The sequence below is a fragment of the Polaromonas sp. P1_F1 genome (genome assembly GCF_056405795.1).
Map to the genome: position 1 here is coordinate 134,258 of NZ_JBFUBJ010000004.1, position 20,721 is coordinate 154,978.

General features: G+C 62.6%; 26 protein-coding genes. 11 read left to right on the forward strand and 15 right to left on the reverse strand.

Annotation, left to right across the window (positions count from 1 at the left end; translation table 11 throughout):
* Window positions 1–42: 42 nt before the first annotated feature.
* The 6 genes from AC1DZE_RS12820 to AC1DZE_RS12845 all read left to right on the forward strand — a co-directional run bounded on the left by AC1DZE_RS12820 (window position 43) and on the right by AC1DZE_RS12845 (window position 3,325).
* A complete protein-coding gene (locus AC1DZE_RS12820; protein WP_477671177.1) occupies window positions 43–621 on the forward strand; it encodes a pyridoxine/pyridoxamine 5'-phosphate oxidase in 579 nt (192 codons plus the stop codon).
* A gap of 130 nt (window positions 622–751) precedes the next feature.
* Window positions 752–1,195, forward strand: a complete 444-nt coding sequence (locus AC1DZE_RS12825) for a DUF4826 family protein (protein ID WP_477673519.1) — start codon at window positions 752–754, stop codon at window positions 1,193–1,195.
* Window positions 1,196–1,291: 96 nt separating this feature from the next.
* A complete protein-coding gene (locus AC1DZE_RS12830) occupies window positions 1,292–1,729 on the forward strand; it encodes a hypothetical protein (RefSeq protein WP_477671175.1) in 438 nt (145 codons plus the stop codon).
* 34 nt (window positions 1,730–1,763) lie between these two features.
* Window positions 1,764–2,336 carry a hypothetical protein gene (locus tag AC1DZE_RS12835; RefSeq protein WP_477671174.1) on the forward strand — a complete coding sequence of 191 codons (573 nt, stop codon included), beginning with the start codon at window positions 1,764–1,766 and terminating at the stop codon, window positions 2,334–2,336.
* A gap of 39 nt (window positions 2,337–2,375) precedes the next feature.
* Entirely contained in the window at window positions 2,376–2,576 is a 201-nt protein-coding gene (locus tag AC1DZE_RS12840; protein WP_477646891.1) for a hypothetical protein, read from the forward strand.
* 47 nt (window positions 2,577–2,623) lie between these two features.
* Window positions 2,624–3,325 (forward strand): hypothetical protein, encoded by a 702-nt coding sequence (locus tag AC1DZE_RS12845; RefSeq protein WP_477671173.1) that lies wholly within the window; start codon window positions 2,624–2,626, stop codon window positions 3,323–3,325.
* A 33-nt stretch (window positions 3,326–3,358) separates the two neighbouring features.
* On the opposite strand, the gene AC1DZE_RS12850 is transcribed toward AC1DZE_RS12845, so the two are convergent.
* From AC1DZE_RS12850 to AC1DZE_RS12860, 3 genes are all read right to left on the reverse strand, one after another.
* Window positions 3,359–3,970, reverse strand: coding sequence for a hypothetical protein (locus AC1DZE_RS12850; RefSeq protein WP_477673518.1), 612 nt, complete (start codon window positions 3,968–3,970; stop codon window positions 3,359–3,361).
* Window positions 3,971–4,134: 164 nt separating this feature from the next.
* Window positions 4,135–4,428, reverse strand: a complete 294-nt coding sequence (locus AC1DZE_RS12855; RefSeq protein WP_477674194.1) for a YciI family protein — start codon at window positions 4,426–4,428, stop codon at window positions 4,135–4,137.
* 64 nt (window positions 4,429–4,492) lie between these two features.
* Complete coding sequence (locus AC1DZE_RS12860; RefSeq protein ID WP_477674195.1) at window positions 4,493–5,404, reverse strand: LysR family transcriptional regulator; 912 nt, start codon at window positions 5,402–5,404, stop codon at window positions 4,493–4,495.
* Between the two features lie 168 nt (window positions 5,405–5,572).
* Between AC1DZE_RS12860 and AC1DZE_RS12865 the strand changes: the two genes are divergently transcribed.
* On the forward strand, window positions 5,573–5,815 hold the full coding sequence (locus AC1DZE_RS12865) for a hypothetical protein (RefSeq protein WP_477700143.1): 243 nt from the start codon (window positions 5,573–5,575) through the stop codon (window positions 5,813–5,815).
* A 46-nt stretch (window positions 5,816–5,861) separates the two neighbouring features.
* Here AC1DZE_RS12865 and AC1DZE_RS12870 read toward each other — a convergent pair whose 3' ends face one another.
* The 3 genes from AC1DZE_RS12870 to AC1DZE_RS12880 all read right to left on the reverse strand — a co-directional run bounded on the left by AC1DZE_RS12870 (window position 5,862) and on the right by AC1DZE_RS12880 (window position 8,406).
* The gene (locus AC1DZE_RS12870) at window positions 5,862–6,965 is read right to left on the reverse strand and encodes a lipocalin-like domain-containing protein (RefSeq protein ID WP_477700144.1); all 1,104 of its coding nucleotides are present in this window, start codon (window positions 6,963–6,965) and stop codon (window positions 5,862–5,864) included.
* 17 nt (window positions 6,966–6,982) lie between these two features.
* Window positions 6,983–8,062 carry a PLP-dependent cysteine synthase family protein gene (locus AC1DZE_RS12875; protein WP_477700145.1) on the reverse strand — a complete coding sequence of 360 codons (1,080 nt, stop codon included), beginning with the start codon at window positions 8,060–8,062 and terminating at the stop codon, window positions 6,983–6,985.
* 71 nt (window positions 8,063–8,133) lie between these two features.
* Window positions 8,134–8,406, reverse strand: a complete 273-nt coding sequence (locus AC1DZE_RS12880) for a DUF1127 domain-containing protein (protein WP_477700146.1) — start codon at window positions 8,404–8,406, stop codon at window positions 8,134–8,136.
* 61 nt (window positions 8,407–8,467) lie between these two features.
* Between AC1DZE_RS12880 and AC1DZE_RS12885 the strand changes: the two genes are divergently transcribed.
* Together AC1DZE_RS12885 and AC1DZE_RS12890 are read left to right on the forward strand one after the other, a co-directional pair.
* Window positions 8,468–9,361: a LysR family transcriptional regulator gene (locus AC1DZE_RS12885; protein ID WP_477671165.1), complete on the forward strand. Its 894-nt coding sequence runs from the start codon at window positions 8,468–8,470 to the stop codon at window positions 9,359–9,361.
* A gap of 196 nt (window positions 9,362–9,557) precedes the next feature.
* Window positions 9,558–10,223, forward strand: a complete 666-nt coding sequence (locus AC1DZE_RS12890) for a glutathione S-transferase family protein (RefSeq protein ID WP_477671164.1) — start codon at window positions 9,558–9,560, stop codon at window positions 10,221–10,223.
* An 86-nt stretch (window positions 10,224–10,309) separates the two neighbouring features.
* Here the strand turns inward: AC1DZE_RS12890 and AC1DZE_RS12895 are convergent, their stop codons facing one another.
* Genes AC1DZE_RS12895 through AC1DZE_RS12905 form a run of 3 tightly spaced genes read right to left on the reverse strand, consistent with a single transcriptional unit; the run spans window position 10,310 to window position 11,850 of the window.
* A complete protein-coding gene (locus AC1DZE_RS12895) occupies window positions 10,310–10,672 on the reverse strand; it encodes a hypothetical protein (protein ID WP_477700147.1) in 363 nt (120 codons plus the stop codon).
* Between the two features lie 56 nt (window positions 10,673–10,728).
* Entirely contained in the window at window positions 10,729–11,406 is a 678-nt protein-coding gene (locus tag AC1DZE_RS12900) for a glutathione S-transferase family protein (protein WP_477671162.1), read from the reverse strand.
* A 21-nt stretch (window positions 11,407–11,427) separates the two neighbouring features.
* On the reverse strand, window positions 11,428–11,850 hold the full coding sequence (locus AC1DZE_RS12905; RefSeq protein ID WP_477671161.1) for a DoxX family protein: 423 nt from the start codon (window positions 11,848–11,850) through the stop codon (window positions 11,428–11,430).
* A gap of 80 nt (window positions 11,851–11,930) precedes the next feature.
* Here AC1DZE_RS12905 and AC1DZE_RS12910 point away from each other — a divergent pair, with 80 nt between their 5' ends.
* On the forward strand, window positions 11,931–12,839 hold the full coding sequence (locus AC1DZE_RS12910) for a LysR family transcriptional regulator (RefSeq protein ID WP_477671160.1): 909 nt from the start codon (window positions 11,931–11,933) through the stop codon (window positions 12,837–12,839).
* A 17-nt stretch (window positions 12,840–12,856) separates the two neighbouring features.
* Here AC1DZE_RS12910 and AC1DZE_RS12915 read toward each other — a convergent pair whose 3' ends face one another.
* The 3 genes from AC1DZE_RS12915 to AC1DZE_RS12925 form a co-directional block, all read right to left on the reverse strand.
* Complete coding sequence (locus AC1DZE_RS12915; protein WP_477671159.1) at window positions 12,857–13,072, reverse strand: hypothetical protein; 216 nt, start codon at window positions 13,070–13,072, stop codon at window positions 12,857–12,859.
* Window positions 13,073–13,369: 297 nt separating this feature from the next.
* Window positions 13,370–13,822: a hypothetical protein gene (locus AC1DZE_RS12920; protein WP_477700148.1), complete on the reverse strand. Its 453-nt coding sequence runs from the start codon at window positions 13,820–13,822 to the stop codon at window positions 13,370–13,372.
* Window positions 13,823–14,040: 218 nt separating this feature from the next.
* Window positions 14,041–16,629, reverse strand: coding sequence for an ABC transporter permease (locus AC1DZE_RS12925; protein ID WP_477700149.1), 2,589 nt, complete (start codon window positions 16,627–16,629; stop codon window positions 14,041–14,043).
* A gap of 194 nt (window positions 16,630–16,823) precedes the next feature.
* On the opposite strand from AC1DZE_RS12925, the gene AC1DZE_RS12930 reads away from it, so the two are divergent.
* Window positions 16,824–17,795, forward strand: coding sequence for a threo-3-hydroxy-L-aspartate ammonia-lyase (locus AC1DZE_RS12930; RefSeq protein WP_477700150.1), 972 nt, complete (start codon window positions 16,824–16,826; stop codon window positions 17,793–17,795).
* Window positions 17,796–17,810: 15 nt separating this feature from the next.
* On the opposite strand, the gene AC1DZE_RS12935 is transcribed toward AC1DZE_RS12930, so the two are convergent.
* From AC1DZE_RS12935 to AC1DZE_RS12945, 3 genes are read right to left on the reverse strand one after another with little or no spacing between them, the layout of a single operon-like run.
* Window positions 17,811–18,458 (reverse strand): ABC transporter ATP-binding protein, encoded by a 648-nt coding sequence (locus AC1DZE_RS12935; protein WP_477700151.1) that lies wholly within the window; start codon window positions 18,456–18,458, stop codon window positions 17,811–17,813.
* The gene (gene miaA / locus AC1DZE_RS12940) at window positions 18,455–19,429 is read right to left on the reverse strand and encodes a tRNA (adenosine(37)-N6)-dimethylallyltransferase MiaA (protein ID WP_477674734.1); all 975 of its coding nucleotides are present in this window, start codon (window positions 19,427–19,429) and stop codon (window positions 18,455–18,457) included. The genes AC1DZE_RS12935 and miaA overlap by 4 nt, the downstream gene beginning before the upstream one ends.
* Window positions 19,407–20,648 (reverse strand): multidrug effflux MFS transporter, encoded by a 1,242-nt coding sequence (locus AC1DZE_RS12945; RefSeq protein ID WP_477700152.1) that lies wholly within the window; start codon window positions 20,646–20,648, stop codon window positions 19,407–19,409. Before AC1DZE_RS12945 ends, miaA begins: the two co-directional genes overlap by 23 nt.
* Window positions 20,649–20,721 lie beyond the last annotated feature (73 nt).

A 20,721-nucleotide genomic window follows, 5' to 3' on the forward strand; every position in this document is an offset into this window, starting at 1 on the left:
GGTCGAGCCGCTCATCTCAAACCTTAGACGTCAAGAGAAAATATGCGCAGTCCCATTGAGCGTTTCAAAACTGTATGGCTCGACGCCAGGAGCCGTGGGTCGTCCAAACACAGGAACGCTGTTTGTGTTTCCACCATCGATGCGGATGGATACCCTAGTTCGCGATTTGTCGATTTGAAGGAAGCGGAAGAGACGGGTTTCGTCTTTTGCACGCATTTGGACTCTGGCAAGGCCCTGGACATCGCTCGCAACCCCAAGACCGGCATTACGCTGTGGTGGGAGCATATCGCCACGCAAGTACGCATCAAAGGCGTTTGTACGGTAATACCGGAACAGGAGGCCGAAGTACATTGGGCTGGCCGTCTGCGGGATGCCCAAATTGCCACAGCGACATTTCAGCAGAGCCGCCCGCTCGCAAGCCTCGAGTCGCTTTCGGATCAATACGGACGCGCCGTAGCTGCGTACGATGGCAAGCCAATCCCTCGCCCCGCGAACTGGGGCGGATTCAGGCTCCAGGCGGAGCACATTGAGTTCCTGGAGTTCAAAGAGAGCCGCCTGCATGCGCGCACGACCTATTCCCGCATTGGTTCCCGCTGGGAGCAAGCGTTCCTGCAACCTTAGGGTATCTCGCCGGGAGTAACCCATCATCTGAGCGGACCGCAACAGCAGGCCACGTGACACCGCGCTGTTAGTTCCGGTTCCGCGCGGCCTGCTGCTACAGTCCACTCAGCTCAAATGTTAGGCCCTAACAATGCCCGATTACGACAACCCCGAAGTTGAAGCCCAGTGGTGTGCAGAGCGCCGTGCTGAAGTATCCGAATACTTGCAACGCGAAGGCTTGGTGCATGGCCGAATCGGCTTAGAGCCTGCGTGGCACCTTGCCCCCTATGTCTCAATTTGGACCGTCGAAAGCCTTGAGAGCCCTGGTTCAGTGGGCTGGTGGGCTATCTCTGGCGATATGCCGAACGACTATGTTTCCTCAAGCAAGGCTGGAACTCCGCGGGAGGCGGTACATGCCATCGCTTCACTCTGGCAGGACGCGGCTCGATGCATGGCGCGTGGGGAGCGCCACCCAACGTTTGTCATTGGTACGGGAGAGAACATGGAAGAGCTCGCCCCCATGCTTGCATCGAGGGCCGGGTTACTGCTGGAATGGGCCGATGACCCTGCGGTATGGGAAGAAGATGAGCTTTAACGCGCTTCAAGTTTTTTCTCTAATGACCTCGGTCTGCTCGCATCACAGGCCTGAGCCTTGCTTCGGGTGGGTACACAAACCTTAAGTTCTTCGCATATGCCATCAACAACTCAAGCCCTGTTCATTTTTCTCGCGTGGTCTGGCGTTCAGGCCGTATTGCTTCTTGCGTCGCTACGTTCCAGGCAACCTTTGCCGGAATTGCTCGCAGCTGTAGAGACAGTCGAGCCTTCGATGGCGCCGGCGGAAAAAGGTGACATGGCCAGAGGATTCCTCTGGATCAGCGTTGTCTGGTTCGCCCTGGCCACAACCATTGCGGCGGTTTCTTTCAGTTCGGCATCAAAAGGAAGCCTGTGGGGCCTGGCCGTTTTTACCGCCATAGGTGGCTGGTCGCTCTACGACGCAGCGTCAAGCCCTGTCGTTCTGGGCCGCATGTACCCGGGGAGCATTAAATGGACAAACTGGCTTACAGCTGTGTTGAGCTCAACGGTCTGGTTATTGCTCTTTGTGATGCTGGCCATTCAATGGCTCTCCTGATGCCACCTGGCTCTCATCTCAAACGTCAGGCGTCATGATGACCATTTATGCAACAAGTAAGGTCGTACACGCTGCGCTGAAGCGCGCGCTCAGTCCGTGGTTTACGGCCAACGGCTGGAAGCGGCGGCCCGGTTACTCCTGTGCGTTTATTCGACCTGCCGGGCCGGGTTATTGGTGTCTGTGGTTTCAGGTCAGTTCCTGGGGAGGCCAACTCTCGGGAAGTTCATTCACACTGAATCTGGTTCATCAGGAGTCTGCGGAATCGTCACTCTGCAGTGGGCCAAATGCCCGCGTGCTGCGTACCCTGAGTGCAGCTGATATAGAGCTCGGCTTTTCCATCGCAGCGGAGCTGTCGAAACGCATTCCAGAGCCCGCGGCATCGGATCCAGTACACGAATGGGCAAAACTTCCGGGCTATCAGGGCGAGATGTGGCGCAAGAGAATCGCTGATCTTCAGAAAGTGAATCCTGACGCATGGAAGCCGGATGTCGATGTCTGGCTGCCGTATTACGCGGTGGCTGACCTGGCTCTTTGGGTCGATTTTCTGCTTCCGAGGTTTCCGCACCTTCTGCGCCAGAGCCAAGGGCAGGATTTCACCGCACAATGACGCTCATCATCCATACGCCTCCAACTACCCGGTTCACCCATGGAATCTCCCAAACTCAGAGTCGGTCAACCAATTACGCCTGAACAGTTCGACGAACTCACGGACGCGCAGCTGTCACGGCTCGTTCCCAAGGCGTATCGCGAATTTTTCCCCGGCAAAGATTTTTGTGCCGATGGGTACTTCTATCTTCACGACGGAACTGCCTGGAGCTTTTACCGAGGGGATTTTCTTGATGAATAGTGTTTGCCCGTCGCTGAGTGGCTTGGCAAACCTTTAAGGCGCCACAAATGCCGTTTCACCATAGAAGATGGCTCGTCCTGGTCGCGTTCCAGCTCGCCGTCACGCCGGCCCTGGCCATGGACTTCAATCTCATTGGCGAAACACTGATCATGTCCGGACCGGTTGTTGGCGGCGACGTTGCCCAGCTTAAGGATCAGCTTGCCACGAATCAAGTGAAACTCGTTTTGCTGCACAACAGCCCCGGGGGAGATCTCTGGAATGGGCAAGAACTTGCAAGGCGCATTCGGGATGCAGGCCTCGACACTGCAGTCTCAGGAAAATGCGAGTCCGCATGCGGCCTTGTTTTTCTCGGAGGGGTACACCGCTATTACAGCGACGGCACTCCTCTGGCGAAAACCATGATTGGCCTGCACGGGGCGCACAACAAGGAAACCAAACAGGCGATCCCGCAACTTGGGGCCCGGATGGCCTATCTCATCAGGGAAATGACCGAGAAGAAATTTCCGGACGATCTTCTGGATCGCACCGTCTATCCAAAAGATCCCTCGGATCTCACCTACATCTTTCATCCTGCGCGTTTCAAGGTGGATGGCAAGTCTCGTGGTGTCATGGAATGCAACAAACAGGCGGATGCGACTTTCAAATGCACGATGGTCGACGGCCTGGACGCGATATCTGTCGGGGTGACAACAAGCCCGGAGGTTCTTCGCCTCAGCGAGGAAGTGAAAGCCATGGTTGCAAGACCGTGAGGCGTCGTGCGTGAAAGTGCCTCACACGCTTATTTATCTGCCGCCGCTGATCAGCACGCTATAAGCCTCACGCGTCTCCGGCGACACCGACTCCACCAGTTGCGCATGCGGCGTCTTGTGACGCACCAGCACGCGGGCTGAGGCGATGGCTTTTGATTTGCAAAACCAGTGGCAAGTGTGCTGCATCAGGAAGAGTTCGGCTGACATCGTGAAGGCCTTGGCCTTGGGGCTGAGCCCGGCCGCGTTTTGGGCCACGCGCGCAATACCGGCGGCGTGAATCGCCAGCGCAATGCGCATGTCGAAGCTCATGGCCGGCAGGATCAGGGTCGCAAAGGGAAAGCTGATGGGCAGCCGGCTGACGCGGGCCTCGGGTTCAGGCACCCTGGCAAACTCCGTCGCAAATTTGCTGAACTGTACGGCCAGTTGCGCTTCGGAGTTGGCCAGTTGTTGCCAGATCTGTTCGCGGCGCTCGGGTTCTTTTTCGCCGAGTGCCCGCAGGTAGCCGTCGGCCAGGATTTCCATGAGTTTTTCAATCTGGTAATTGCCCAGATGGCTGCCCAGCAGCGCTATGCGTTGGCGTTCTTCCCTGGCTTTCAGGAGGTAGGTGCCGATGGCGACAAAGGTCACCAGGAGAAAAAAGTCCATTTCAGTTCCGTTTGCATGTGTCAAGCGCTGGCAGGGTTCTTGCCAGCTTGGGTTGAGTGTAGTCACGCAACCCTTTCCCGCGCTGACTGCCGCGTAACACCCCTGGCTCCTGATTCCCTTCTGTCGTTGACAGTGAAACCGGTGCAACGATTCGTGGTTTCTGCTTACAAAATCACCTGCCTGTCGGCCAATGCCTTGCCCCAGGCCAGCAGCCGGTAGCTGCGATGAGCCGGTACGTAGTAGGGGTCACTTTCGACCAGCTCCGCGGCACGCGCCCTGGACGCAACCTCCATCACCCAGAGGCCTCCTACAAAGCTTTCGCCGGGCGTTTCACGCAAACCGCCTGCGATGAGGATTTCGTCCTGGTGTTGCCGAAGGTAGGCAAGATGAAGGGGTTCACGCTCCTGCCGGATCGCCAGCATGGCGGGTGTGTCGTCAAATAGGGCTATCCAGCGCATTGGGCCATCCTGATTGAAGTGATGAATGAAGTGGTGAAGATGAGGGACTTGGGGCTGTGATGTATCACGATGAGGGTTGTTTGCCCTTGCCGGGAGCCTTTGCCGGCTTGGCAGTGCGCACCTTGCCGCCCTGGCTTCCCGCCGCGGCTTGCCTTAAGCCTGCCAGGGCGGGCTCCAGTACTGTCATGTCTGCGTTGGCTGCGTAGACGGCATAAGCGGGGTACAAAAACTCCGGCTTGCCTGGCACGCGAAACAGGCGGCCTTCCTTGATGTGGTTGCTCACCACGTTTTGCCGGAAATAGCCGGCGCCGCCCACTGCAAGCAGGTACTCCAGCCCCAATGGCCCCAGGCTGGAGGAGACCCCGACGCTGGAAAGCTCCGGGAACGCCAGGCTATGCTGTGCCGAGAATTCGCGCCCCCAGTCCACGTAGACGTAGTCGGCGGGCTGCGGCATCTCGAGCCTGGGCGAGGTGGTGACCAGCACCAGCTTTTCTTCGATCAGCAGTTCGATCCTGAGGCCGGGGCGCTGCCGCGGTGCATAGGCAATGACGATGTCCAGTGTTCCGTGGGCGACGCGTTCCAGCAGGTCTTCTGCAACACCCACCTCGGTCCGCAGGGCCAGGTCGGGCGCGTTTTTTCGCATCCAGAACAGCCAGTCGAGCATCAGCGGTTGCCAGAGGCTGATTTCACAGCCAACGGTCACCAGCGCGCGGCGCCCGGGTGGCACGGCCATCTGGTGGCGGGCGCGCTCCCAGACTTGCACCAGCGTCATGGCGTGCCGTACAAACTGCTCGCCTGCGGGTGTGAGCGACGCGCCGGCCTTGTTCCTGACGAAGAGCGTGCGTCCCAGCAGTTCTTCCAGCGTTTTCACACGAGCGCTGACCGCGGTCTGGGTAACGTGCAGCCGTTCTGCGGCCTGGACAAAGCTGTGGCAAGACACGATTTCCAGGAAGGTGCGGGCGAGGTTGATATCCATGGCGTGTCTCCCATTTGTCCGGCCTTAGAGGCCGTGCTCTAAATGCAATTTTTCTGCATTCAAACGCAATATAAGTCGTTTTACTTTTATACTCGTAAACCCTATATTCTCGTCACGACCTCTGTTTTGGCAATCGTTGCCGCTCACGTCACTTCGAAAGAACCTTCCATGACACGCACCGCATTTTTCACTGAGACCGCTTCCGCCACCCCCTCTGTCGGCGGCCGTTCGTTGCAGGCTTCTTCCTCGTTGTCTTCCTTGCTGCGCAAGGTGATGGATGCTGCGCAATTTCTGCTGCCCGGTGCACCATCTGTCGCCGCTGCGCCTGGCCAGCCCTACCCATGGTTGACGGCAAATATCCGCCGCAACATGAGCCCTCGTGCCCAGCGCCTGATCCGCGCCGACTATTGATCCCTTTGGGCGCTGCGCCGCAACTGCGGCCGGCGTCAGGCTGGCGCTACATCTTCAGGCGCTGCGCATACCCCGTCATCTCCAGGTAACCCATTCCCACGCGCTTGCCGTTGCTGTCGATCAGCTCGCTCAAGCCTTCCCAGTAAATCGCACCCGTCGACTGGCGGCTGTCCAGCTCCTGGTTGTCGATGACGGCGCGTACGGTATAAAAATCAGCCGGTGTTCGCACTATCCATTCCACGGGATAAGTGGCTTGCGTCAGTGGGCTTTTCCAGTGGCGTACGGGTTTAAAAATGACCTCGCCACGGCTGAAGGTGTACAGCCCTCCCTTGGTTGAGCGGAACGAGCCGCCATCCCACAGCGTGTTGCCGTCTTTGCCGCGCAGCCTGAAAGCGGTGAGGGCGCTGCCGTCCAGCAGGTTCATGCCTATCCAGTCCCAGCCCGTGGCGTCTGAATGCAGGATCTCTTCGCTCCACTCGTGGTCCAGCCAGGCTGTTCCGGTAACGGCAAAGCTTTTTCCTTTGACTTGCAGGCTGCCGCGCGTGGCGAGCTGCGGCTGGCTGTAGTAGTAGCTGGCCTGCTTTTCGTCAGGCCCTTTGCGCGACAAGCCCTTGTTGCCTTGCAGCAGCACCCCTTGCGTTTCTTCAAACTGCAGCTTGAGCGCAAAGTCGCTGGCCGGTAGCTCTGCGGTGTACCTGGCGCCTTCGGCTTTCAGGGACCAGTCGCGCAACTTGACGGCCATGTCCTGCTCGCTGGCCATTGCAACGCCAAAACCTTCCCGTGCGATGCGCTGGTCGTGCCAGAGTTTGTTGCCCTGCACATCGGTGATGGCGGCATGCGCAAAAACCAGCTGCCTTGCGGCGAATTTTGACGACATGCCCTGCGTATCGTCCACGCGTGAACGGAAAAAGGTCAGCTGAAAGCCGAAGAGGCGCCCACCCGCTGCACCACCCGCAGCGCTGGCCGTGGCCTGGCCGGTGATGTACCACCACTCGGTGCGAAAGCCGGGATGGGCACCGCGGTCGCGTGGGAACGCCAGTGTTTTGGCCGGCAGGGCGTGGGCTTCCAGGCCAGCCAGGCTCGCCAGGCCGGCCGCGCCTCCCAGCAACAGCTGGCGTCTTGGCAAACCGGCGGGCAGGGGCGGGCGCATGCAGGCTCCGGGGTTCTTCAGGCCGGCACCGGCCGCATCAAGCGGTTGATCTGCTCGTTCGCTGCCGTGCAGTCCCCCATTTTTTCAGCGACCCAGCTGGCGTTGTAGTACGTGGGCAGGTAACGCTCGCCGGAGTCGCACAGCAGCGACAGGATAGAGCCCTGTTCTCCGCGCGCCAGCATTTCATGCGCCAGTGTGAGCATGCCCACCAGGTTGGTGCCGGTCGAAGGCCCGACCCTGCGGCCCAGCAGCTGCGACAAGGCCTGCATGGCGGCCAGCGAGTCCACGTCGGCCACTTCCACCATGCGGTCTATCACCGTGCGGATAAAGCTGGCTTCCACGCGCGGGCGGCCAATGCCTTCAATGCGCGAGCCTGCGCCGGTGAGGCCGGCATCGCCGGTGCGGTGATAGGCGCTGAAAACAGACCCCATCGGGTCAGCCACGCACAGCTGGCTGCCGTGACGCTGGTAGCGCACGTAGCGCCCGATGGTGGCGCTGGTGCCACCCGTGCCGGCGCCCACCACAATCCAGCGTGGCACCGGGTGCCGCTCGCGGGCCATCTGGCTGAACATGCTTTCGGCGATGTTGTTGTTGCCGCGCCAGTCGGTGGCGCGTTCGGCATAGGTGAACTGGTCCATGTAGTGTCCGCCGGTCTCGAGCGCCACCTTGCGCGCTTCGTCGTACACCTGCACCGCGCTTTCCACCCAGTGGCAGCGCCCGCCATAGAACTCAATCTGCGCCACCTTCTCGGGCGAGGTGCTGCGCGGCATCACCGCGACAAAGGGCAGGCCCAGCAGCCGCGCGAAGTAGGCTTCGCTGACTGCGGTGGAGCCACTGGACGCTTCAACGACAGTGGAGTTCTCGTGGATCAACCCGTTGCACAGCGCATACAAAAACAGCGAACGTGCCAGCCGGTGCTTGAGGCTACCGGTGGGATGGGTGGATTCGTCCTTGAGGTAAAAATCAATGCCGCGCGCAGCGAACTCCGGCAGCGGCAGCGGAATCAGGTGCGTGTCGGCGCTGCGCAGGTAGTCGGCCTCAATGCGGGCGATGGCGGCGCTGAGCCAGGAGCTGCTGGAAGTCTGGAGGGAAGTCATTGCCTGATTCTCGCAGCAAGACCTGTTGGCGTAAAACGTCTTTTACCGGCTTGCCGGCCGGCGCAGGGGCTTCAGCGCCATTCCCAGTGGCGGGGCCCAAGGTCATTCATCAGGCCGGGAATTTCACTGCGGCCAATGCCGATGTCATTGAGCTGGTGGTCGTTCATCAGCCGCAGCTCATTCAGGTTCCGTCGCCTCTGCGCGTTTTTGCGCAGGGCGGCCAGAAACCTTTGGCCCAGCTCTGTGACTGGAAAGCTGGGCAGGGCTCCCGGAAAAATTCTCATTGTCTTCGTCAGCATTTCGCGCACTCCTGGTAGGAAGTGCCCTATGGTGCTGAAAATCATGATATTGTGGAAGTTGAATTTTCTGATCGAAATTATCAGGATTACTGATAGATACACTTCCATGCGCGAACTGAACCTAGACCAATTAAGAACGCTGGTGGCCATTACCGACCTGGGCACCTTTTCTGCCGCAGCGCAGGGCCTGCACCTGGCGCAGCCCACCGTGAGCCTGCATGTGAGCGAGCTTGAAAGCCGTTTGGGCACGCCGCTGGTGGTGCGCGGCGGTCGGCGCGTTGAGCCCACACCGGCAGGCGCCGTGCTGGTTGAGCGGGCCCGCCGCCTGCTGCGCGACGCCGACGATGCGGTCGATGCGGTGAAGCGCCACGTCGAGGGCCGCACAGGCCGGGTCCGGCTGGGCACCACCACCGGCGTGCTGGTGTACTTTTTGCCGCAGGTGCTCAAGGCCATGGAGCAAGCCCACCCCGACATCGATGTCGAGGTCAGTATTCTTGGTTCCGCCGACACGCTGCAGCGATTGCTGGACGGCACGCTCGATGTCGGCCTGGTCGCCACACCGCCGCCTGCGCAGCGCGGCATGGTGATCACCCACTGGCGCAGCGACCCGATGATGGCGTTTGTACCCAAGCGCTGGAAGGCACCCAAACATGCCACGCCCGCATGGCTGGCCACCCGCCCGCTGATCTTCAACGAAACCCCGACCCACATGTACCGCATGACCATGGCCTGGTTTGCCGACGCGGGCTTCACGCCGCGCGCACGCATTGAGCTCAACTACTCAGAGGCCATCAAGAGCCTGGTGGCCGCCGGTTACGGCGCTGCGGTGCTGCCGAGGGAACAGTCGCTGGAAGAATCCAACGTGCGGCATGACGTGCAGCTGGTGCCGCTCAAGCCCGCACTGACTCGCCACACGGCCATGGTCCACAGGCCGCTCGATACGCTCGACGGCGCCACCCGCAACCTGCTCAAGACACTGGCGAGTTTTCGGCAGGCCTGAGCAGGGGCGTGGCCGCGACAACGGGACGCTGCTGACGGCACTCAATTTCGCCTTTTTTTCAGAGTTCACAAAAAAAGTTGCGCCAGGATGTCGATTGGGGACTATCCCGAACGTCGTGAGGTAGGTGACCGGTCAATCGCATGTCCGGCATCAACAAAACACTCAACCAGGCATCTCAGCAAAAGGAGAAACCACCATGACCCTTCCGACGACCCCTACCATGACGGCCTTTGAGCGTTCGCCCGACCGCGGCCGTGGGCTGGCGCGTGACATGCGCGTTCGCTGGGCGCTTGAAGAAGTGGGGCAGCCTCACGAGGTTCGTCTTGTTTCGTTTGCGGCGATGAAGGAGCCCGCGCATCGCGCGCTTCATCCTTTCGGGCAGATTCCGACCTATGAAGAAGGTGATCTCGCGCTGTTCGAGTCAGGGGCCATCGTGTTCCATATTGCTGAGCGCCATAAAGGCCTGCTGCCAGACGATGCAAATGCCCGCGCTCGCGCCGTCGCATGGATGTTTGCCGCGCTCAACACGGTAGAGCCGCCCATCATTGACCGCTCAATGGCGGTGCTCTTCGAGCGTGACAAGCCCTGGTATGCGGACCGCCTGCCCGCCCTTGAGGACAGCGTCCATGCGCGGCTGGGCGACCTTTCCAGCCGGCTGGGCAATTCCGACTGGCTTGACGGTGCATTCAGCGCAGGAGACCTGCTGATGGTGACGGTGCTGCGCAGGGCGGCCGTATCGGGGCTGCTGGAGAAATACCCGAACCTTTCGGCCTATGTGGCCCGTGGTGAAGCGCGGCCAGCGTACCAGCGTGCTTTTGATGCGCAATTGGCGGTTTTCACTGGCGGGTCATCGGCCGCCTGAGGAGGGTCAGCCTTTGGGGCCGGTTGTTTTACGGGCTGATGAGAAAAAGCGCTTCCGTTTGGGTCATTGCCGACACTGCAGCAAGCTCATTTCATCTTGGAAAAGTATTCCCAGAATCTTCCGGTGTGGATCCAGTAGAGCGTTGGGCTTAAAAAATGCAGGTGTTGCGCTGTTTCTTCACCGATGCGGCCAAACACAACAACCATGCTTGTTTCTGACTTCCAAATAACCCGATACGGTGTGACGGACTTGGCGTCCTCGAACATCGAGGTGAAGCGTGTTGGAGTGAATAGCAACTCTGTCTTGCCGAGTGTCCGAAGCATAATCGCCTGAAACTCTATAGAGCCTGGGGGATGCTTACCCCATCCGTCAACGGTCAACCCTTTGTCAGAGCGCCAACGGCCCAGCAACCAATCGGCGGGGCCGGAGGAAGGCGTTTTGGATGGCATCGATTGAGGTGACGAATTTCGACTTCTGGCCAAAAGCGGCCATCCGCTTTATAGCATCAGGCTCTACTTTCACACCCCGCAATGCGACGCGAGAGTTCGGAGCTGCGGGCCAGGAAGAAGCGATGCAGCTCGCGGGCATAGCCGCTGCCCACCGCTTGCTGGACAGAGGGACGCGCAGCGAGAGCGGCGCGCCAGGCCTGCACTTTTGGCAAATGTTCAAAGAATCCTGTTTCGCCCACGTCGTCCAGCACATCGAAATAACGAAACACCGGACCAAACACCGCGTCCACCATGCTGAAGGATGCTCCGGCGAAATAAGGGCCTCGATCCGGCAACACCGCCTCAAGCTGGGCAAGCCGGCGCCCAATATCTTCACGGTGCCGCGCCAGCGACGCCGCATCGGCCGCGTTGTAGAACGCGCCTATCGCATTGAGCAAGGCAGATCCGAACTCCATCCAGGCACGATGCTGTGCGCGCTTGAGGGCATCCGCGGGATGCAGGCGTGGCAACAGGGTGTCGTCCAGGTATTCGCAGATCACGGCCGATTCAAAAATCGCATCGTCATCTACCCGTAGCACCGGCGTCTTGCCCAGCGGCGAGATCGCCTTGAACCAGTCGGGCTTGTTGGCGAGGTCGACGTTGATTCGCTCGAAGGCGACGCCTTTTTCCGCGAGCACGATGGCTGCGCGCTGCACGTAGGGGCACAGGGTGTGGCTGATGAGGGTGAGCTTCATGGTGATGTCTTTCAGCGCAGATCAGCGCAGCACCAGCAGGCGGCTGCGGCGCGCGGCCCAGGCGCCGTCACCCAGCAGCCATTGGGCGAGCGAGGCGACCAGCAGAAAGAGCGGGTATTCCCAGCCGCCCTTGGGGCTGGTAAACACCCAGCCGTTGGGCCAGTGCACCCAGACGACCACCAGCAGCACCGGCGCCAGCAGCAGCGATGCCTGGCGGCCATAAAAGCCCAGCAGAAGCGCCGCGCCGCCGGCCAGCTCCACTGCCACGACAACGTAGGCCATGAAGCCGGGCAGGCCGACCGATTCAAAAAACAGCGCCGTGCCGGGCAGGGTGAAGACGAAGATTTTGAGCAGCGCGTGGGTGACCCACATGGTGCCAAGGGCCAGGCGCAGCAGGGTGGCGCCGTGGCTGGCGCTGGAGGTTTCGGAGGTTTCGATGGTCATGGTGTAAAGCCCGGCGAAGGGCGTAGCGTTGAAGGAGCCGCCACTTTACGATTGCAAAAATACAATGTAAATTGGCAATCATGAAACCATCTATTGCAAAAACGCAATACGCGCTGACGGCCTCTGACCTGGAAATTTTGCTGGCCATGGTGCGCGGCATGACGCTGGCCGAGGCCGCGCGGCGGCTGGGCGCGGATGCGTCCACGGTGTTCCGCTCGGTGCAGCGCATCGAAAAAAATCTGGGCCAGCGGCTGTTCGAAAGGTCGCGCCTGGGCTACCTGCCCACAGAGCCCATGCTGGGCCTGGTGCCGCATGCGGAGCGCGTGGAGGCCGAGCTTGAAGCGGTGCGCGCCAGCATGCAGCGGCCGCATGAAGGCGTTTCAGGCCTGGTGCGCCTGACCACGACTGACGCGGTATTGCGCGGGCTGGTGCTGCCTTCGCTCAAGCCGCTGCTGGCGCAGCATCCGCTGCTGCAGCTGGACATGCGCACCGGCAATGAACTCGTGAGCCTGAGCCGGCGCGACGCGGACCTGGCGCTGCGTGCAACACGCAAGCCACCCGACCACCTGGTGGGCCGCAAGCTTGGCACCGTGCGCTTTGTGCTGTGCGGGTCCAAAGCGCAAGCGAAGATGGCGTCGTCCAAAAAAATCCCCTTGCTTGATGCGCTGGCGAAACTGGACTGGATAGCGCCTGATGAATCGCTTCCGGAACACCCCTCGGTGCTGTGGCGGCGCAAGCAGTTGCCCAAGGTCACGCCGCGGCATTATGCGGACGGCATTGTGGCGGTGATGGATGCGATCAAGGCGGGGTTGGGGGTGGGCATTGTGCCGCGCTTCATGCTGGCGGGAGAGCCCGGGCTGGTGCCGCTGGCGGACACCCTGGCCGACTGCGAGTCAGACCTGTGGCTGCTGGCGCACGCGGAGTCGCGCCACCTGCGGAGAATTTCCGTGGTGTATGACCACTTTGCAAACAGCATCAGGCTGGCCTGATGCGGCGGGCCCCGGCGTCAAAACGCTGAAGTCCGGAAGACGACTTCCCCGCTGGGAACGTGCACGACGCGCACTTCCTGTCGCGTGGGGTCGGCCACACTTTTCACGGCCACCGCCACGGCCAGCGAATAGTCGGCGAAAAGATGGTTCGAGCTCGACGGCAGCAGGCTGCCTTCGGCCGGATCGACATTTTCAATGCGGTAGTCGTGCGGCGGTGCTTTAGCAGGTCTCATGATGCAAGCCCTCTCTGGTGAATGCCTCCATGGTAGGAGTTCATCCCGGCGCTGTGATGACAATCGCGCGTCAGAAACGTGACCATGAGTAAGCAAACGAAAACGCCTTTCGGCGTGGTCGCCTGCATTGGAGAAAGCTAAAAATGGGAAGGCGGCAGGTGCTGTACCGTGCAGCGTGGAGGCCCTGAATTCATTGGCCAACCCGCGGAGCGCCTCGTATCAAGATGTACAGCACGATAAACAGGATGAGACGAGGCTCGCACAGGGAAGCGGCCATTGCCTGGCAGGCAGCAATTCTCAGTGCAGGTCGCGCCTGGGATCGCGGTCGGAGAGCTCCAGGTTTTTCATCTCGACGGCCACCGACTTCAGCATGTCGAGCGCGGTCTCCGGCGTTTGCACAATGCCCAGCCAGCCGAACAGGTGGTGGCGCAGGAACAGCAGGATCTTGCCGGTCAGCGGGTCGCAGGCAACCCAGTGCCGCGGGCTGTAGCTGGGCTCCAGCGCACTCAATGGCGGGCAGTCCAGCGGGTAGGGCGGGTCCATGTCGGCGCGCAAGCCGGCAAGGCTGGCGACGAGTTCTTCGAGTTCTTCGGCCTGCAGCCTCAGGGGCTGGTTGAGTGCCAGGGTCACGCTGCCGTCGTCATTGCGGGTGAGCTGCAAGCCGTGGGACGGCGGGGAGGAGGCATGCCGTGCGAACTTGCCTGTCGGGTTCGCGTCGGCGCCGGTCAGGGGGCTGGTGTTGGTGGTCATCGCGTTCTCCGCAGGCATTTGAAAGAGAAAAAGGGCGTGGGAGACAAGGGCTGGCAAAACACCTGCGCACTTGACGGCCACCGCATGAGCCACAGTGTGATGCCGGGAGCGGCCGGATGGCGTCGGAAACCGGCCTCCACGCCTGTAGGACGGTGCACGGGCACCCCTTGCGCGTGGCGCACCTTTTCGCGGCAGCGCTGCAAAGGGGCAAGGAAGGCTTACCAGTCTTCTTTCACCGCCAGCACGGCGTCCCGGCCTGCGGCCGCGCGGCCCGCCAGCCAGGCCGTCACGGTGCCGGCCACCACCACCGCGGCGCACAGCAGGGCCAGGCGCAGCCAGGGCACCATCAGGTCCATGGTCCAGTGAAAGCTTTGTGGGTTCACCACGTACACCAGTACGGTCGATACCGCGAGTCCCAGGGCCAGCCCCGCAAGCGCGCCTATCACCGTCCAGGCCGCGCCTTCGCCGGCCACCACGGCCAGGATTTGCCGGCGTGTCAGCCCGAGGTGCGCCAGCAGGCCAAACTCCTTGCGGCGCGCCAGCACCTGGGCGCTGAAGCTGGCGGCCACACCGAAAAGGCCGATGGCGATCGCCACGCCCTGCAGCCAGTAGGTGACGGCAAAACTGCGGTCAAAAATCCGGAGCGATGTGGCGCGCAGCTGGCTGACGGAGGCCAGCTCCAGCAGCGCGCCGGCGCCGGACTGCTGTTCGGCAAGGCCGCGCACGGCCTGCTGCACCTGGCTGTCGCTGGCGCCTTCCTTCAGCCACAGCGCGAGGTCGTTGGTGCGCCGGTCACCGGTCAGGCGTTCGAAGTCCGCATGGGCGATGGCGATGGCGCCGAACTGGCGTGCGTAGTCGCGCCAGACGCCCGCCACATAAAACACGGGCGTCCCGGATCCCACCTTGCTTGCTATCAAATCAGGAGCTGCTCGCGCAGACCCTGATTGGGCCAGAGCCATAAAAGCTTGCGAAAGTGGGCGAAAGACGGTGCCTGGGCGTGCCCCGTACAGGTCCACCATCGGCTCGCTCACGTAGATGCCGATGTGCCCGGGCGGCACCGGCAATGCCTGGCCCACCAGCGGCAGCGCGGTGGCCGGGTTGTCCAGCGGGCGGGCGATCAGGGTGACGCTGGGCCTGGCGGTATCCAGCAACAGCTGCGTGGTGCGCAGGCTGCCCACCCGCGCCACGCCGGGCAGGCGGCCCAGCGCGTCCACAAACTCCGGCGAGAAATACGCCGTATCGCTGGCGGAGGTTCCCAGCGCCGTGCGCACATACAGGTCTGCCGGCAGCACCACGTCCAGCCAGTGCGTGACAGACTCGCGAAAGCTGGTCACCATCACCGTGAGCGCCACGGCCAGGCTCAGTGATGCCACCACACCGCTCACGGCCACCGCGGCGCTTTCGCGCACGCGGCGCGCACGCTCCACGGCCAACAGCGGCAGCAGCCGGTGGGCCACCCGGGGGCTGAGCCGGTTGTAGATCAGCGAAATCAGCCAGGGCAAGGCGGTGATGCCGCCGACCAGCAGCAAGCCCACCGACACGTAGGCCGCCAGTGGAATGCCAAACAGCGGTGGAACCAGCGCCAGCAGAGCGCCGGCAGCTATCAAAATGATACTGAACCAGTGGCCGCTGCCGGTGCCTGCCGCGGCGCCGAGGCCCTTGAGGGTTTGCGCGGGCGGCAGTTTTTGCGCCGCACGCGCTGGCCACCAGCCGCCCACGCCGGCGGCGGCAATTCCCAGCGCGCCGTAAGTGAGTGCGGCCCAGCTGTTCCACTGCAAGGTGGGTGCGACGCCGGAAAAGTAGCCGCCCCCCAGGTCGCCGCCCAGCAGCCGCAGCGCCAGCGCGGCCAGGCCGGTACCCAGCGCGATGCCCAACACGCTGCCGGCCACGCCCAGTAGCAGCGACTCGGCCAGCACCAGCTGCAGGCGTTCGCGGCCGGTGAGGCCCAGCACGCCCAGCAGCGCGAATTGCTGCGCACGTTTGGCCACACTCAGCGAGAGCACCGAGAACACCAGGAAGGCGCCCGTGAACAAGGCCACCAATGCCAGCACCGTCAGGTTGACGCGGTAGGCGCGCGACAGGTTGCTGACGCGTTCGGCCGCGTCCCCTGGCGCTGTGGCGGTGATGTTGGACGGCAGCTGCAGCGACTCGATCACACGGCGCGCATCGGCGCCTGCGCTGAGCCTGAGGTCAATGCGGGAGAGTTGTCCGGCCTTGCCGAAGAGCTCCTGCGCGGCGGCAATGTCCATCACGGCCAGGGGCCCGCCACCGGCGCCGACGCTGCCGGCCACAGAAACCCTGCGCAGTTCAAGGCCGCTTTGTAGGCGCAACTCCGGCGAGTGCAATGCTTGCTGCGCGGCGGGGTTCAAGAACACCTTGCCAGGCGCAAACAGGGCGAAGCGTCCCGCGTCGGAAGACGGCACCGGCATCAGCGACGGCGCGATGGCGGCCACCGCCAGCGCGTCGATGCCGATGATGCGCAGCGGCAGGCGGCCGGTGGGGGAGGTGCCGTCCAGCGCATACGTGCTGATTTCAAGCACCGGGCTGGCCAGCGCGACTTGCGGATGGTTGGCCACGCGCGCGTACACCGCCTCGTCAAAGCTGCCCTGCACGGCACGCAGCTCCAGGTCGGGTTGACCGTTGACCGCGCGCACCGCCTGTGAGAACTCACTGAGTGCCGACGCATTGATGAGCTGTACTGAAAACGCCAGGGCCACGCCCAGCATCACGGCCACTACGGCGGCGGCGTTGCGCCAGGGGTGGTGTTGCAATTCCCGCCAGGAGAAGCTTGAGAGCAGGGCGCGCATGCGCTCATTGTGCCTTTCAGCGCCGCAGCGAAATCAGGCCCTGGGCAGATGAACGAACCCGCCATCTGTATCGGTACAGAATCAGGCTTTCTGGCTCTGTCGGGAAAACGCCTGGTCATTTAAGCTTGCGGTCTTCCGGATGCCCTGGACCCGGATCTTTCTGATTTCTCACCCGGAATGAAAGCGTATTCACCATGCAACTTCCTACTTACGACGACGTCACCGCCGCTGCCGCGCGGCTTGAAGGCCATGCGCACCGCACGCCCGTGTTGCGGTCCAGTACGGCCGATGCCCGCTGGGGCGCGAATTTCTTTTTCAAATGTGAAAACTTCCAGCGCATGGGCGCTTTCAAGTTTCGCGGCGCCTTCAATGCGCTGTCGAAGTTCGACGCGGCGCAGCGCCGGGCCGGTGCTATCGCGTTTTCGTCAGGCAACCATGCGCAGGCGATGGCGCTTTCGGCGAGGCTGCTCGGTATGCCCGTGGTCATCGTGATGCCCAAAGATGCACCCGCTGCCAAGCTGGCCGCCACGCAGGGCTATGGCGCGGAAGTGGTGCTGTACGACCGCTTCACCGAAGACCGCGAGGCCCTGACGAAACGGCTCGCCACCGAACGCGGCATGACGTTGATCCCGCCTTATGACCACCCCGACGTGATCGCCGGCCAGGGTACGGCAGCGAAAGAGCTGATCGAAGAAACCGGCCCGCTGGACCGTCTCTACATATGTCTGGGCGGCGGCGGGCTTACCAGCGGCTCGGCGCTTGCAGCCCGCGCCCTGTCGCCGCAGTGCAAGGTCTATGGCGTAGAGCCTGAAGCGGGGAACGACGGCCAGCAGTCGCTGCGCGCAGGCCGCATCGTGCATATTGAAACGCCAAAAACCATTGCCGACGGCGCACAAACCCAGTACCTGGGCGAGTACACCTTTGCCATCATCCGGCGCGATGTGGACGACATCCTCACGGTAAGCGATGCGCAGCTGGTCGAGTCCATGCGCTTTTTTGCCGAACGCATGAAGATGGTGGTGGAGCCGACAGGCTGCCTGGCGTTTGCCGGGGCATGCGCCGCGCTGCAGGCCAACCCGCCGGCGCCCGGTGAAAAAGTGGGCGTCATCATCAGCGGCGGAAATGTTGATTTGACGCGCTACGCAGAGTTGCTCGCCCGGGCCTGAGCAGGGGAGCGCAGCCTACGGAAGAATCCCGTCAGCGCTCAGATGCAGTCGGCGGTCTGCGCGTGCGGCGGCGGCTTCCGAATGGGTGACCAGCACCAGCGAGGCGCCGTGTTCGCGGGTCTGGGCAATCAGCGCATCCATTACTTTGGCGGCCGTCGTTGGGTCCAGGTTGCCGGTGGGTTCATCGGCCAGCAGCAGGCTGGGCCGGTGTACCAGGGCACGGGCAATCGCCACGCGCTGCAGCTGGCCGCCGCTGAGTTGCTGGGGCAGCCGCCCGCCCATGCCCGACAGGCCGACCGCATCCAGCAGTGACTGCACGCGCGCGTCGTCCGGCTCGCCGAGCAGCAGCAATGGCAGGGCCACGTTCTGCGCGACATCCAGGTGCGGCAGCACATGAAAGGCCTGAAACACAAAACCCACATGGCGGCGGCGTAGCAGCGCACGCTCGTCGTCGGTCATGGCACCCAGGTCCTGGCCGTTCAGCAGTACCGTGCCTTCGTCCCAGGTATCGAGCCCGGCCATGCAGTTGAGCAGCGTTGATTTGCCGACGCCTGATTCGCCGATGATGGCGACGAACTCGCCGGGCTCAACATCCAGCGTGACATGGCTGAACACGGCGGTTGTGCCGTAGCGCTTGGCGAGGTTCCTGAGTTGAAGGCTCATGTCGTCTGCCCAACAGAAGCGTCAACCAGTGCAAGCACCTGCTGCAACGCATCGGCCGCATCGCAGGCCACGACCTGGCGCTGCGGCATGGAGCGCAGCCAGGTGATCTGGCGCTTGGCCAGCTGGCGCGTGGCGAAAATGCCTTTGTCGCGCAGCTCGGCCAGCGGGTAGTTGCCGTCCAGTGCTTCCCACGCCTGGCGGTAGCCGACGCAGCGCATCGAAGGCAAGTCGGGGTTGAGGTCGCCGCGTGCGCGCAGGGCTTTCACTTCGTCCATAAACCCGCCGGCCAGCATGGCGTCGAAGCGTTGGGCAATACGCTCGTGCAGCCAGCTGCGGTCTTGAGGTTCAAGGGAAATAAGGGCTGTAGCCATTGATGGCTGTGCGCCAGCAGCTATGGTTTTTGTAGCGTTTTGCTGGTGGAAGAACGACAGCGGCTGGCCTGACACGCGGAAAACCTCCAGCGCACGCGAAATGCGCTGCGAATCGTTCGGTGCGAGCCGGGCGGCGGTGACCGGGTCCACCCGGGCGAGTTCGGCATGCAGAGCCGGCCAGCCGTTGGCGGCTGCTTCGTCGGCTATCACGGTGCGCGCGGCGGGGTCGGCTTTGGGCATGTCGTCCAGCCCGTCGAACAGCGCCTTGAAGTACAGCATGGTGCCGCCCACCAGCAGCGGCAGTTTGCCGCGTCCGCGGATGTCTTCCATCAGCCGGTTGGCGTCGGCCACAAACTCGGCCGCGCTGTAGGCGTGCAGCGGGTCGCGGATGTCAATCAGGTGATGCGGCACAGCGGCCAGCTCGGCCGCTGTGGGCTTGGCAGTGCCGATGTCCATGCCGCGATAGACCAGTGCGGAATCGACGCTGATGATTTCCACCGCGTGGCGCTGTGCAATCGCCATGGCGGCGGCGGTTTTGCCGGAGGCCGTCGGTCCGGCCAGTGCGATGCCGCGCATGTCAGGCCCTGGCTGCGGCCTCATGGGCAGGCTCTCCGTATTTCTGGATCACGGTCCAGGCCGTGGCGGCGATCAGCGCGCTCCAGAACCAGACGCCGTTGGTCAGCGGCCGCACCGTGCCGTCCATGTGGGTTCCCAGCCAGCCGCCCATGCCGAAGGCCACGACCATCATGAGAAATCCGTTGAGGGCCGAGGCAGCGCCCGCCGCCTGGGGGAAGGGACTAACGGCGCCGCTCTGCCCGCAGGGCTGGTGCACGCCATGCCCCAGCATGAACAGGTAGTAGGGCAGCATGATGGCCCAGACGTTCTGGATGCCGGCCCAGGCCAGCACGCCCATCAGGGTTCCGCCGGCCAGTGTGAGGCAGGCGGCCACGGCCACCGAGCGCCGCACGCCAAAGCGCGGCAGCAGCCGACGACAGATGAAGGTGCCGGTGAGGTAGCAAAAACACATCGAAAACATGATGAGGCCGTAGTGTGTTTTGGTCAGGCCCAGCACCTTGATAAACACGAACGACGAGGTGGCCAGAAAGGTGAAGAGGCCGCCGTAGGAGGCCGCGGTCAACACCGAAAACGCCAGGAACGTGGGGTTGCGAAGAATATGGACCCAGGTGCGCAGCAGTGTGGCCGGCTGCAGCGCACGCGGGTTTTTCTGTGCCAGGGTTTCTTCAAACCGCAGTGAGATGAGGGCCAGCGTGGCCGCGCCGAACACGGCCAGCGCCATCAGTGCCATGCGCCAGCCGAAAAGCTCCGACAGCAAGCCGCCCAGCGGTGCACTGATGCAGGCCAGCACGCCCAGGCCGCTCAAGCCTTTGGACATGGCGCGGGCGCCTTCAAGCGGCTGGTACAGGTCGCGCACAATGGCGCGCGCGCACATCACTGCAGCGCCCATGGCGGCGCCCTGCACGATGCGCCAGGTGATCAGCAGTGTCATCGACGATGCGAGCGTGCTGCCGACGGAAGCGAGGGTGTAGGCGCACAGGCCCCAGAGCAGGATGGGACGGCGGCCGAAGCGGTCCGACAGCGGGCCCCAGATCAGCTGGGAGGTGCCGAAGGCCAGCAGCAGGGCGCTGAGCGTGAGCTGCGCCTGCGACATCGGCGCGCCGAAACCTTCAGTCAGGGCGGGCAGGGCGGGCAGGTAGAGATCGGTCGTGACCGGCTGGATGCCCAGCAGCATCGACAGGACCAGCACCACCATGCCGGGCGACATGGCAGGCGCCGCGGTCTTCGAAACAGGAACATCCATTGAGCTGAGCGTATCAGACAAAACGCCTGCTGCATCGCGGTACTGGCATGGCCCGAGGGGCCGTTTCCAGAAT